Origin of the sequence: Amycolatopsis benzoatilytica AK 16/65, assembly GCF_000383915.1 — a bacterium.
GTDB classification, from domain to species: Bacteria; Actinomycetota; Actinomycetes; order Mycobacteriales; family Pseudonocardiaceae; genus Amycolatopsis; species Amycolatopsis benzoatilytica.
The window spans coordinates 2,296,955-2,308,773 of sequence record NZ_KB912942.1 but is presented as its reverse complement, the minus strand read 5'-3'; the positions used below and the strand labels follow the sequence as shown (position 1 = coordinate 2,308,773).

9 protein-coding genes are annotated in these 11,819 nt (G+C 65.4%); all 9 read left to right on the top strand.

Annotation, left to right across the window (positions count from 1 at the left end):
* Positions 1-78 precede the first annotated feature (78 nt).
* The 9 genes from AMYBE_RS0110425 to AMYBE_RS0110390 all read left to right on the top strand — a co-directional run bounded on the left by AMYBE_RS0110425 (position 79) and on the right by AMYBE_RS0110390 (position 11,740).
* On the top strand, positions 79-984 hold the full coding sequence (locus tag AMYBE_RS0110425; protein WP_020659317.1) for an AAA family ATPase: 906 nt from the start codon (positions 79-81) through the stop codon (positions 982-984).
* Positions 971-1,450 carry a hypothetical protein gene (locus AMYBE_RS0110420; RefSeq protein ID WP_154676162.1) on the top strand — a complete coding sequence of 160 codons (480 nt, stop codon included), beginning with the start codon at positions 971-973 and terminating at the stop codon, positions 1,448-1,450. Before AMYBE_RS0110425 ends, AMYBE_RS0110420 begins: the two co-directional genes overlap by 14 nt.
* A complete protein-coding gene (locus AMYBE_RS0110415) occupies positions 1,447-1,950 on the top strand; it encodes a hypothetical protein (RefSeq protein WP_020659315.1) in 504 nt (167 codons plus the stop codon). Before AMYBE_RS0110420 ends, AMYBE_RS0110415 begins: the two co-directional genes overlap by 4 nt.
* Positions 1,951-1,972: 22 nt before the next feature.
* Positions 1,973-2,833 carry a CBASS oligonucleotide cyclase gene (locus AMYBE_RS0110410; RefSeq protein ID WP_027927548.1) on the top strand — a complete coding sequence of 287 codons (861 nt, stop codon included), beginning with the start codon at positions 1,973-1,975 and terminating at the stop codon, positions 2,831-2,833.
* 3 nt (positions 2,834-2,836) lie between these two features.
* The gene (locus AMYBE_RS0110405) at positions 2,837-3,805 is read left to right on the top strand and encodes an S-4TM family putative pore-forming effector (RefSeq protein ID WP_020659314.1); all 969 of its coding nucleotides are present in this window, start codon (positions 2,837-2,839) and stop codon (positions 3,803-3,805) included.
* A gap of 262 nt (positions 3,806-4,067) precedes the next feature.
* On the top strand, positions 4,068-6,470 hold the full coding sequence (locus tag AMYBE_RS0110400) for a type I restriction-modification system subunit M (RefSeq protein ID WP_020659313.1): 2,403 nt from the start codon (positions 4,068-4,070) through the stop codon (positions 6,468-6,470).
* Positions 6,463-7,734, top strand: coding sequence for a restriction endonuclease subunit S (locus AMYBE_RS43920; RefSeq protein ID WP_084469936.1), 1,272 nt, complete (start codon positions 6,463-6,465; stop codon positions 7,732-7,734). The genes AMYBE_RS0110400 and AMYBE_RS43920 overlap by 8 nt, the downstream gene beginning before the upstream one ends.
* Positions 7,731-11,030: a type I restriction endonuclease subunit R gene (locus tag AMYBE_RS0110395; RefSeq protein WP_020659312.1), complete on the top strand. Its 3,300-nt coding sequence runs from the start codon at positions 7,731-7,733 to the stop codon at positions 11,028-11,030. The genes AMYBE_RS43920 and AMYBE_RS0110395 overlap by 4 nt, the downstream gene beginning before the upstream one ends.
* A complete protein-coding gene (locus AMYBE_RS0110390; RefSeq protein WP_020659311.1) occupies positions 11,027-11,740 on the top strand; it encodes a YgjP family zinc-dependent metalloprotease in 714 nt (237 codons plus the stop codon). The genes AMYBE_RS0110395 and AMYBE_RS0110390 overlap by 4 nt, the downstream gene beginning before the upstream one ends.
* Positions 11,741-11,819: the final 79 nt, after the last annotated feature.

Genomic DNA, 11,819 nt, shown 5'->3' with positions numbered 1-11,819 from the left:
GTGTATCCTACCGCTGTTCGAGAAGATCGTGTTCAAATCTGAGGCAACCCGCCGTGCGTGGGGGACGGAGTTGAGGGGATGAAGGTTCAGGAGTGCGTGCTGTCCGAGGAGGTGGTCACCGCCGACTCAGTGGAGGCTGCGCTGTGGGACGCCATCGTGGTGCCGGAGGCGATCAAGGATCGGTTGCGCAACCAGACCTTGTTGTCGCTGCTCGTCCGGCCTGACCTGCCGTTCGCGGTGACGGCGTTGCACGGGTTGTGCACCCTCTACGGACCGCCCGGCACCGGCAAGACGACCCTGGCACGCGGTCTGCCGGCGCAGGTCGCACGCTTCGTTCCCGGCGGCGAGGTGCGGCGGATCGAGATCAACCCGCACGGGCTGATGAGCGCCGAACACGGGCAGTCGCAACGGCGGGTCAGCGAGCTGCTCGGCGAGTACGTGCCAGGGCTGGCGTCGGACGGTGTGCCGACGGTGGTGATCCTGGACGAGGTGGAGTCGATGGCGGTCGCCCGCTCGGCGGCGTCGTTGGCCGCCAACCCGGCCGATGTCCACCGCGCCACCGACGCGGTGCTCACGGCGCTAGACCTCAACGCCGCCGAGCACCCGCACCTGTTCTTCGTCGCGACCAGCAACTTCACCACCGCCCTGGACGAGGCGTTCCTGTCCCGTTCCGACGCCGCCATCCTCGTCCCGCTCCCGGAGCCGGAGGCGCTGCGGGAGATCCTGGCCTCCACGCTGCTCGCGCTCGCCGACAAGTACCCGCCCCTGGGTGACCTGGCGCGTTCCTCGGCGATAAACCGCATCGCCGAGGCCGCGAACGGGTTGGACGGCCGCCGCACGCGCAAGGTGGTCTTCGAAGCCCTGGCTCAGCGGCTGGACACGGTGCTCGACCCCGGCAGCCTCACCGAGGACGACCTGGCCGCCGCGGTGAGCAACGCCGTCGCGGAGACGAGCCAGCCGGAGGAGTCCCATGCGGCGCACTAGGGAGGTGGCGGCCTCGCCTATGCGCAGCGCCAGCGCGACCTGGTCGGTGATCGCGGAGCTCGTGGCGGACACCGTGGCGCAGTCCTCCGGGCTGTCGCGCGACGAGGCGGTGCAGGCGATGTCGGCCGCCGAGGCGGTCGGGCGGATGCTGGTCGCGAGAGGGCACCTGCACAAGCACCCGATCACTCTGGTGGCCGGCAAGGTGCACTGCGAGATCACCACGGTGTCCGGCACGGCGGCGCTGGCGCTGGAGGAGAACCTCAATCCCGTCCCCGGCGCGGCGGGCGCCGACGACTTCACGGTCTACCTCCCGTCGCCCGCCCCGCTGCAGGAGCAGGTGAAGGCCGCGGTGGACGGGCAAGCCCGGCTGTCGGACGCCGCGCCGCCCGCTGCGGAGACGAAGGCCGCCAGCGCGGGTCCGCTGATCGACCGTGAGGCCCTCCGCCGGGCGGTGACCCAGCGATGACCTCGACCTATACCTACAGCTACACCCGGACCCACACAGCTACGCACTTGACCGACATCATCCTCGGCGCGATCACCGACATCCTCGCCGACTTGGGGATCAACATGGACCGGCTGCACCGCGACTGGGTGCAGAACGAGAACGCGATCAAGGCGTGGATCGAGGAGGGCTCCCTGGACACGGTCGTCCTCGAGTGCCACCAGCCCTCAGGCGCCGTGGTGCCGGTGATCGAGTTTCCGGTGTCCTGCACCGCCCCCGGCGACGGCAACGCCGAGTTCACCGCCTCCCGCGCCCGTCTCGCCCGGTTTCGCGCCAAGCTCGACCGGGTGCCCGCGGGCACCACCTACAAGTTGTTCTGCACCTTCAACGGGCCGCGCACCCCGCAACCGGGCTGGGGTCCTGGCCAGCGGGCGAGTACCGACGGCCTGCGTGGCATCACCTTCGGCACCCTCGGCTCCGCCCCGCACGCGTCGACCGGCATGCGGTACCACCACAACTGAGACCACGAGCAGGAACACCGTTATGGGATACATCGACGACGCCTTCGCCAAGCTCAAGCACAACCTGGAGATCACCCAGACCGAGCAGAACCTGGCCAAGGCGCGGCACGAGGCCATCCGCGACTTCGTCAAGTCGCACTGGGACCTCGCCGACGACTTCCTCACCGGCAGCTACCGGCGCGACACCAAGACCAAGAAGCTCAAGGACATCGACATCTTCGTCGTCCTCGACGCCGACGGCACCCAGGCCGGCTTCCGCGGCCAGGCCCCTATCCAGGTCATCAACGCCCTGGAGACCCTGCTCCGCCAGAAGTGGAGCGCCGCCGCCCGCGACGGCATGGCGGTCGTCATCCCCTTCGGGGCCGACGACGACGTCATGTCCATCGACGTGGTCCCCGCCTTCAAGCGGGAGGACGGCGGCTACTACATCCCCAACCCGTCGGCGGGTGACTGGCTCGCGACCAACCCCAAGCGCCACCACGAGCTGAGCATCGCCAAGAACGCCGACTGCGACGGCAAGCACGTGCCCTTCGTCAAGATGATCAAGGGCATCAACCGCGAGCTCGGCGAACCCGTCTCGCCCTCCTTCCTGCTGGAGGTCATGGCCCAGTCCCTGGTGAAGCCGCCGATCGGGCGCTACCAGGACGAGATCGTGCTGTTCCTGGCCACCGCCGCCGAACGCATCGGCGACGAGTGGCTCGACCCCGCCCGGTCTCGGCGGCGACGTCAACGCCGTCATGAACGCCACCCAGAAACTCGCCGCGGCCGACGCGCTCAACAAAGCACGCGTCATCGCCGAGCGGGCGGTCGACCTGGAGGACGACGGCCAAGACCGCGCCGCCTACGACGAGTGGAGGAAGCTCTTCGGGAACCGGATGACTAAGCCATGAACCTCTCCACCGACCCTGCCGGCGTTCGTGGGATACCGCCTCGGGCCATCCACGAACGGCAGCTCGACGACGACATGTTGCTCCTGCAGCGCGCCGCGGCGGCAAGTCACCAACGTGGCCAGCTCTTCGAGGCCGTCCGCGTCGACGCCGCCGTGCTACTAGCCGCCGCCGGTGTCCTGATCACGCTGATCGGACATGGCCGAACCGCGGTCTCGATCGTCGGCTTCTTCTGGTCCGTCGTCTCCGCGTTCCTGCTCAAGGGCCTCGCCGGGAACACCGCCCGCCAAGGCGCCCTGCTCCAAGAGATGTTCGACACCGCCCTGTTCCACATGCCCTGGCGCGCCACCGTCGCCGGCGACCCGATCCCCGAACCAGACGTCCGCCGCCTCGCCCGCCAACTCCCGCGAGGTGGCAAGAAGGACAAGCGCATCACCGACGGCTGGTACGACCCCACCCACGACGTTCACCACCCCTACGACGTCTTCATCGCCCAGGAACAAAACCTCTCCTGGGACGCACGCATGCGCCGCCGCTACAGCCACCTCATCGCCACCGCCGCATTCCTGTGGACCGCCATCGGTTTGGTCGTCGGTCTCGCGGTCGCGAACGCCACACTGCTCGACACCCTCCTCAGCTTCTTCGTCCCGTCCCTGGCCGCCTACCAGATCGCCTACGAGATCTGGTCCAGCCAACGAAAGGTGGCCGACGAACGCGAACGACTCGCCAAGATCGTCAATACCGAGCTGAACAACGGACGCCCCGGCTCAGTGCCCGACCCGGAATTGCACCGCCTACGCAACGTGGCCCGCGATGTCCAGGACGGCGTCCTCCGCACTCGCCTAGACCCGGCCCGAGTACCCGAGTGGTTCTACAAACGCTTCCGCGACGATGACGAACGCGACTTCGGCGACACCGCAGAAGGTCACCGCGTCCGCCTTGCCCAAGGGGCACCCTCATCTACATAGTCCGCTGGGCGGATCCGTCTAGTCCGCCCAGCGCATCACCAGCAAGAAACCGCTGGTCAGCGCTGTTCTTAACCTCTGACACTTCCGGCACCGCGAGCATCAAGTTGATCAAGCATCTCCGCACTTCGGGGCATGGTCTCCTCGGGAGGGGATCGGCACGGCTAGATCGCCTCGTGGCTAAGGTTGCAGGACGTTTGCTTCGCCTGGACCGACTCGGTCTCAGGGCCAGGGTCGACGTGCAACAGAAGGGACGAGCTACCGGATGCCTCGCTTGACCTTGCCGCAGCTGGAGCGGCACCTGTTCGCCGCTGCGGACGTGCTGCGCGGCTCCATGGAGGCCTCGGCCTACAAGGAGTACATCTTCGGGATGCTGTTCCTGAAGTACGCTTCCGACCAGTTCGAGGCGGAGCGGCAGCAAGTCATCTCCGAGCAGCGAGCGAAGGGACGCAGTCAGGCCGAGGCCGAGCAGCGGGCCGAGTCGCCCTCGTTCTATCGGACGTTCTACGTCCCGCAGCGGGCCCGCTGGGATCAGATTCGCGATCATCTCCATAAGTCGGTCGGCAGTGGCCTGAACAAGGCCCTGGAGGAGCTGGAGCACAGCAACCGGTCGCTCGACGGCGTGCTGCAGCACATCGACTTCAACCGCAAGATCGGTCAGTCGTCGATGTCCGACAAGAAGCTGCGTGAGCTGATCATGCACTTCAACAAGGTGCCGCTCCGCCAGCAGGACTTTGAGTTCCCCGACCTCCTCGGCGCCGCCTACGAGTACCTGATCCGTGACTTCGCCGATTCGGCAGGCAAGAAGGGCGGTGAGTTCTACACCCCGCGTGACGTCGTCCGCCTTATGGTGCAGATCGCCGATCCACGTCCCGGCATGAGCGTCTACGACCCGTGCACGGGATCTGGCGGCATGCTCATCCTCTCCAAGGAGTACGTCGAGGAGTCGGGTGGCGACGGCCGCAACCTCGCCCTCGCCGGCCAGGAGAAGGACGGCAGTGTCTGGGCTATCTCCAAGATGAACATGCTGCTCCACGGCATCCCGGATGCCGATCTTCGCAACAACGACGACGGCACGCTCGAAGACCCGGCACACATCACCGGTGGGGAGCTGCAGCGCTTCGACCGCGTGATCACCAACCCGCCGTTCTCGATGAACTACAGTGCCGATGGCATCCCGTTCCCCGAGCGCTTCCGCTACGGCTACACGCCCGAGAAGGGCAAGAAGGCCGACCTGATGTTCGTCCAGCACATGCTGGCCGTGACCCGGCCCGGCGGGCTCGTCACGACCGTCATGCCGCATGGTGTGCTGTTCCGTAGCGGCGACGAGGGGCGGATCCGGACCGGCTTCCTGAACGACGACCTCCTCGAGGCCGTGATCGGTCTCGGCCCCCAGCTCTTCTACGGGACGGGCATCCCGGCCTGCATCCTCGTACTGCGGCCACTCGGCTCGAAGCCAAAGCACCGCGAAGGCAAGGTGCTGTTCATCAACGCGGACCGGGACTACCGCGAAGGCCGGGCGCAGAACTATCTGGAGCCCGAGCACATCGAGAAGATCGTCTCGGCTTACCGGGCCTTCGAGGATGTCCCCGGCTTCGCGCGCGTCGTCTCCCGCGGTGAGCTGGCCGAGAATGACGACAACCTCAACATTCGCCGCTACGTCGACACCACGCCGCCTCCCGAGCCGCAGGACGTGCGGGCGCATCTGCACGGCGGCATCCCGAAGACCGAGGTCAGCGCCAAGGCACGCATCTTCGCCGCCCATGGCTTGACGCCAGAACACCTCTTGGCCCCGAAGAGCGACGATTACCTGCAGTTTGCCGATGTCGTAACCGAGCGACGCGATCTCCGTCGCCTGATCGAGGCCGACGCCGGCGTGGTCGCCACAGAGAGCGCCGTGCTCGACGCCATGGGCGCTTGGTGGGAGACGCAGGAAGCGCGCTTCGACAAGCTGAAGTCGCCTGGTGACCTCGTCGATCTGCGCAAGGACCTGATCGAGACATTCCGAGACGCGCTGGCCTCCACGCCGCTACTGGACCCGTTCGCGATCCGCGGCATCGTCGCATCCTGGTGGGGCGAGAGCCTGCCTGATCTCAAAGCGCTCGCGACGCACGGCTACCGCGGCCTCATCGAAGCCTGGGTCGCCACGGTGCTGGATGCCCTGGCCGAAGAGAAGGCCAAGGTCAACCCGCTCGACCACAAGGTGGCGCGGGCACTGCTGCCCGAGTACCTCGACCGGCTGGCCGCCCTCGAAGCCGAGGTCGCCGAGCTGGACAGCACGATCAAGGCGGCTACTGCCTCGGACGACGAGGAGGACGCCGAGCCAAGCGAGGACGCCCTCTCGCCGGCCGAAGTCAAGAAGCTAAAGAGCAAGCTGACGGCCACCAAGAAGCAGCTCAAGTCGGAGAAGGGTACCTTCGCCGACCGCCTCGAGGTCGCCGGTGCCGCTCTCGATGACGCCATCGCCCGCCGAATTGTGCTCGACGCCATGGAGCGGGATCTGGTCGCGGAAGCCCAAGACCGTATTACTCGGCATCGTCGGGTGGTGATCTCGGTGCTCGAGACCTGGTGGGACAAGTACCACACGCCGCTCTCGACGCTCGAAGCCGAACGTGACGCAGCCGTTGCCACTCTCGCCCGGTTCCTTAAGGAGCTTGGTTATGAGTGAGGCCCCCACGCCGATTGACTGGATTCAGTGTGAACTTGGGGAGCTGACTGAGATTATTCTTGGCGGGACGCCAAGTACAGAAATCCCTGATTTCTGGGGTGGAACTATTCCGTGGATGTCCTCGGGGGATGTCCATATGAAGATCATCGACAATGTGCCGGGACGTATCACTAAACGTGGACTTGAGTCCAGCAACGCTCGACTCGTCAGTCCGCCTACCGTTGCGGTCGCGCTTGCAGGTCAAGGAAAGACTCGGGGCACGGTTGCCCTGGTGCGAACTACGCTCAGCACTAACCAGTCAGTGGCACTGCTGCGACCCATCGATGAGCGGCTCGATGCGAGATTCTTGTATTACAACCTCGACCATCGATACGAAGAGCTGCGTAATCGCTCAATGGGTGGCGGTCGGGCTGGCCTTTCGGGTGGAGTGCTGGCGAAAGTGCCGATTGCATTGCCTCCTCGCAGCGCTCAGCAAAGAATCGCGGATATGCTAGACTCGCTGGATACTCAGGTTCGGTTGACATCGAGAATAATTGCAAAACTTGAACAAGTCGGCCTTGGGCTTATGAATGATCTATTGAGTCGCGGAGTCGATCGTAGCGGTCGCATTCGGCCGATCGGATCATTTGAAACAAGGAATAGCGACGCTGGGTCTTTTCCGGCAAGCTGGACTGTTGTTAGACTTGATCAGATTGCAGATGTTGAGCGAGGGAAGTTCGGTCACCGTCCCAGAAATGATCCCATGTATCTCGGTGGACCATTCCCATTCATCCAGACCGGAGACATCGCCGCGATGGAGGGCGGCGTAATTGTCGATGCCAGTCAATCGCTGAGTCACCTGGGGGCAGCGGTGAGTCGTAGCTTTCCCGCTGGAACGATTGCAGTAACCATTGCTGCCAACATTGCGGACACGGCTATGCTCGGCCAGTCCATGTACTTCCCAGACAGCGTGGTTGGTGTAAGGGTCTGGCCGCCCAATCGTGGTGAATATGTACAGTTCGTGCTTCGGGCTGCAAAGCCACGCCTCGAAGCGCGAGCTCCGCAGAGCGCTCAGCGCAACATCAACCTTCAGGATCTTCGTCCGCTCCAAGTGCCGCTTCCTGAACCGGCTGAGCAGGCTCGTATCTGTGCAGTTATGAAAGCGCATTCAGACGCAGTACTGGCGGAGCGGGAGGCTCTCGCGAAGATAAAAGCGCAGAAGGCGGCAATACTTGGGGATCTCCTCACCGGACGAGTACGCATTCCAGCCGAGGTCGCCTCATGAGCAAGGGTCCCGAATACACCGAGGTCGAGAAGCCACTGCTTGACCAGCTGGAAGGTCTCGGCTGGCAGGTCATCGAGGGGTCAAAGTCCGACCCTTCAGTCACCGAGCGCGACTCATTCCGCGGCTCAATCCTCGAAGGCAGGCTCCGCGCCGCGCTGCTCAAGATCAACCCGGGGCTGGACGGTTCGCCGTGGCTCGACGATGCGCGCCTGGCCGAGGCGGTCTCGTCGCTCACGCGCTCCGAAGTAGGCAAGCTCATCGAGCTCAATGAGCGAATGACCGAGCGCCTCCTTGAGGGTGTGTCCGTGGCCGGTCTACCGGACTGGGACCAGGGTCGCTCCCAGCGCATCCAGTTCATCGACTTCGACAACCCCGCGAACAACGACTTCCTGGCGATCAGCCAGTTCCGGGTGGATGAGCCCGGCGGCCAGGCCAAGAAGTTCGTCGCTCCCGACGTCGTGCTGTTCGTCAACGGCATCCCTCTGGTGGTCATCGAGTGCAAGAGCCCGTACATCACCGACCCCATGGCCGAGGGCATCACCCAACTGCGGCGCTATGCCAACCAGCGTCACCTCGGCCTGCCTGAGGGCAACGAGCAGCTGTTTTGGACCAACCAGTTCGTGGTCTCCACCTACGGCGACAACGCCCGCGTCGCGACCTTCACCGCTGGACCGGAGCACTTCCTGGAGTGGAAGGATGCCTTCCCGCTCACCCGTGACGAGCTGGCCTCGCGGCTGGGCAAGCCCGCAGCCGAGCTGACGGGTCAAGAGCTGCTCACTGCCGGGATGCTGGCGCCGTCCAACCTGCTCGACCTCGTCCGGCACTTCACCCTCTTCACGGAGGTCAATGGTCGGCGAATCAAGATCGTCGCCCGTTACCAGCAGTACCGTGCCGTCGGCCGGGCGCTCACGCGGCTCCGGACCGGCAAGACACGAGCCCAGGACGGCGAGAGCGACCGCCGTGGCGGCCTGATCTGGCACACCCAGGGATCGGGTAAGTCTCTGACCATGGTGTTCCTGGTGCGGGCGATGCGCTCGGATCCGGTGCTGCGCGCCTTCAAAGTCGTGGTCATCACTGACCGGACCGACCTCGAAAAGCAGCTCTCCGAGACCGCCAAGCTCTCCGGTGAGGGTGTCGTGCGGGCGCGGCGCACGGCTCGGCTGCGGACCATCCTGGCGGAGAAGGGCCCTGCGCTGGTCTTCGCCATGATCCAGAAGTATCGGGACACGGACGGGGCCGGCGCCGGTGAGAGCCGCATGGCCGCGGACGAGAAGAACGAGGCGCTCGGGGTTCTCAATACCGACGAGACCGTCGTGATCCTCGTCGACGAGGCGCACCGCTCCCAGACCTCGACGCTGCACGCCAACCTCATGGCGGCACTGCCGAACGCGGCCAAGATCGGCTTCACCGGCACCCCGATCATGCGGGAAGGGAAGAAGCGCACCGACGCCATCTTCGGGTCGTTCATCGACAAATATACGATCCGCCAGGCCGAGCACGACGGCGCCGTCGTTCCCATCTTCTACGAGGGACGCACCGCCAAGGGGGCGGTGGCCGGCGGCAGCGACTTGGACGAGCTGTTCGAGGACATGTTCGCCGAGCACACCGACGAGGAGATCGAGAAACTCAAGGCGCGCTACGCCACGACCGGCGCCGTGCTGGAAGCCCCGAAACTCATCGCAGCCAAGGCAAAGTCGATCCTCTGGCACTACGTATCGACGGTGCTGCCCGGTGGCTTCAAGGCGCAACTGTCAGCGACCAGCCGCCTGGCGACAGTTCGGTACCGCGAGGCGCTCCTCGGTGCGCGGGATGACCTCGTCGCGCAGATCGAGGGCTTGCCGGAGTACCTCGTGCGTGGGGCCGAGGAGGGCAGCCTGGACATCGACGGGCTTGATCGGCGCAAGCAGGTTCTGGTCCGCGCCCTGCCGCATCTTGAGCTCATCCGGATCCTGGGCTTCGTCCCAGTCATCTCGGGCAGCAACAACGATGACCCGACCTGGCTGCAGTGGACCGACAAGGCCCGCCAGGACGCCGCCATCGCGGAGTTCAAGAAGCCATTGGGCCTCCCGGGCGAGCAGACGAGTCCCGTCGCCTTCCTCCTGGTCCGCACCATGCTACTGACCGGCTTCGATGCCCCGGTCGAGCAGGCGCTCTACCTCGACCGCTTTATCCAGGACGCCGAGCTGCTCCAGGCCATTGCCCGTGTCAACCGGACCAGCCCTGGCAAGGCCGCCGGCCTGCTTGTCGACTACTTCGGCGTCGGCGCCCATCTGCAGAAAGCGCTCCAGGCCTACGCGCCCGAGGACGCCGAGGATGCGATCGGCGCCTTGGCCTCGATCTCGGACGAGGTGCCGAAGCTGCGCGATCGGCACGCCCGGGTGCTGGCGCTCTTCGCCCAGGCGGGCATCGAGACGTTCGACCTGGACGAGGATATCGAGGCCTGCGTCGACCTGCTCTCAGAGGACGCTCTCAGGGCCCGCTTCGGCGTGCTGCTCAAGCAGTTCCTCACCACGCTCGACACAATCCTGCCTCGGCCGGAGGCACTGCCGTTCGCGGCCGACGCCAAGCAGCTCGGCCTGATCCAAAAGGTGGCCCGACGACGATACCGGGACGATGGCTTCGGCGACTTCAACGCCTCGCTGTACGGCGAGAAGGTGCGCGCCCTGATCGACGAGCACGTCACCGCGCTCGACATCGCGACGAAGATCCCACCCGTCTCGGTCACCGACCCGGACTTCCTCGCGAAGGTGAAGGGGCTTAGCTCCGACAAGGCGAAGGCCTCGGAGATGGAGCACGCGCTGCGGTTCCATATCCGGAAGAACTTCGATGAGGATCCTGCTCGCTACACCAAGCTCTCCGAGCGCCTCGACGAGATTCTGAAGACGCTGACCGGCAAGTGGGACCAGCTCAGCCTCGCGCTCGAGGTGCTGCTCGGCGACATAACCGACGAGTCCAGCTCGTCACGCGTCCACGAGGACCCGCTCGTTGCCCGCTTCTACGGCCTTCTGGAGAGTGAGTTCGCCACCAGTGCCACCCTGCCAGACGAGGTGCGGGCGGATATCCTGCGCCTGGCCGAAGACATCGTTGGCGAGGTACTGCGGCACGCTGGCATCGTGCGGTTCTGGCAGAACCCGCACGCCCAGGACCAGCTGCGGAAGGACATCGTCCATCAGCTGGACGACCGCGACCTGTTTCCATTCTCCGAGCAGGCAGCCATAGCTGATCGCCTCATGGAGCTGGCACGCTCCAACCAGTCTCTGATCAGGGAGCAACTCCGCACACGGGGGCGCTCATGACCGCTGTCCTCCAGCTTGACGATCTGCGCGTGCCGGTCGAGATCGGCGGCAGCAGCCGTAAGGCCCGGCTCACCATTGAAGCCGACGGATCACTGCGTTTGTTGGCCGCCGACGACGTGGCGACCGAGGAGCTGCATCAATTCCTGGCCTCGAAACGCGAGTGGGTCTACCGCAAGCTGGCGGAGAAGGAAGTCCTGCAGCACGAGCCGATCACCAAGGAGCTCGTCGACGGCGAAGGCTTCCTCTACCTAGGCCGCAGCCATCGGCTGAAGATCGACGACGTAGACGGCGTTGTTCGCCTAGAGCGTGGACGAATCGTTCTACCACGGCGTCTGCTCGGGGTAGGAGAGGCAAGCCTGATTGCCTGGTACCAGCGCTGCGGCGAAGCCTGGCTAGGACCCCGCTCTCGGGCATGGGCAGAGCGCCTACGAGTCGATGCGGGGCCCATCGAGGTGGCAGACCTCGGCCACAAGTGGGGAAGCGCGACGGCCGGACGCCGGGTGCGTATCCACTGGGCGACACTGCAGCTGTCTCCGCCGCTCGTTGATTACGTGTTGGCACACGAACTCGCGCATCTGCGCGAGCCTCACCACGGCCCCGCGTTCTGGCAGCTGCTCGCCCGCGTCATGCCGGACTACGACGAGCGCAAGCAGGAACTGGCCAAGCGAGGCACCTGCCTCTGGTTTGGGCGAACGAGTCGACTGAGCTGACTGAAGCCGTGTGGTTAGTGTTCGGACACTCAATTACCCTATGCGCGTCGGGCGGCTTCGGCGCCGACGAGTGAGAACC